Raw genomic sequence first — 1,432 nt, 5'->3', positions numbered from 1 at the left:
CTCTTTTTTTGATTCAGGTAAATATAATCTTGAACATAATAAAACTCTATTTTTTAAATTATTATAATTTCTGTAACCAAAAGAAACTCTTTTTATTAGTTTTATCTTATTATTGGTACCTTCTAACGGACCGTTGGTCAAGTTAGAATAATAGATGGTGTTATCTATATATGATTTATATTTTCTCAATGTAGTAATTGAACTTTTGAGTCTATGATGAACTGTTGTAGTATCAGTATTAAATAATGTATTGAAAAATGAATTAGAGTCATTATTTTTTAGGCTGTGTCTTAGATTATTTACTAAACTATGTGTTTCGGCTAATTCAGAATTCATACTTAATAAGTATTCAACAATTCCTTTCTCTGTTTTTAATTCTTTGAACAATCGAAATTTCTTATATTCAAAATTCTCCAGTTTTTCTTCCGGGGTAAGGAGTAATTTCCAATATCCTTTATATTTATTATACAATGGTGGATTTGTTCTCCTGAATGTATTCATAACATTTACACGTGCCATATTTAAAGCACGGTTAAGTAATTGAATTATATGAAATCTATCAACTATTATTTTAGCGTTAGGAAACATGGATTTAATTAAGCTGATATATGGTTCATACATATCGATAGTAATTGTTTGTACTTTTTTTCTTTCTTTTAAAGGAAAGCGTAGAAAATAGTTTTTTAATGAAAAAAGTCTACGATCCTCAACAATATCAACTATACGATGTGTTAAAGCATCGGCAAAAATAAAACTCATCGCACCTGAGACATTCTTCACACTTTTAAATTCATCCATCATGATATGTGCAGGAAGAGAATCCATCGGATTGTGATTAACTTCTTTAGCTGCCTGTTTTATAAATCTAGAGACGCTAGTTGCAGAAATAAAACATGATTCAGCAATTGATTTTTCAGATCTAATTTTTGTGGATTTATGAATAACAGCTAATTTAGTGTTATTCGAAATAAAACAATACTTCTCCACACAATTTGATTCCGCGGTGAAATGAGCATCACATAACTTACAATGAAAACGTTGTTTGTAAAGTATTAGATATGCCGGTCTCTCACTTATTTTATTTATTACTAGTCTTGATTTCTTAGTTCCATTTTTAACAATCGAATAGTTTTTATTTTCAAAGCCACAATTAACACACCGTTTCGGTGTGTAAGATAGTTTGGCATAATAAATCAAACTTCTTATTCCTTTAATTACTTTTTCATCAACAGTTTCTTGAAACTCAATATTTTCATCTTTAATTCCTAATGTTTTTGATATAAAATGATTCATAGACGCATTATCTCCTTAGTTATTGGTTTGGTCACTTGTAATTATAGAGATAATTGCGTCCTTTTTATATCCAAAAAATCAAAAAACGGGCTGAAGAAAAGATTTGTATCTTTTCATCAGTCCGTTTTATTATAGAACC

General features: G+C 28.3%; 1 protein-coding gene. It reads right to left on the bottom strand.

Annotated features, from left to right (window positions below; genetic code table 11):
• Positions 1-1,293: ISL3 family transposase (locus tag BFS35_RS13640; RefSeq protein WP_099578687.1), on the bottom strand; the 1,293-nt coding region annotated here is incomplete at its 3' end.
• Positions 1,294-1,432: the final 139 nt, after the last annotated feature.

Origin of the sequence: Macrococcoides goetzii, from assembly GCF_002742385.2 — a bacterium.
In the GTDB taxonomy this organism is placed as follows: Bacteria; Bacillota; Bacilli; order Staphylococcales; family Staphylococcaceae; genus Macrococcoides; species Macrococcoides goetzii.
Note: the sequence above shows the minus strand (reverse complement) of the source record. Positions and strands in the feature narration are given on the sequence as shown.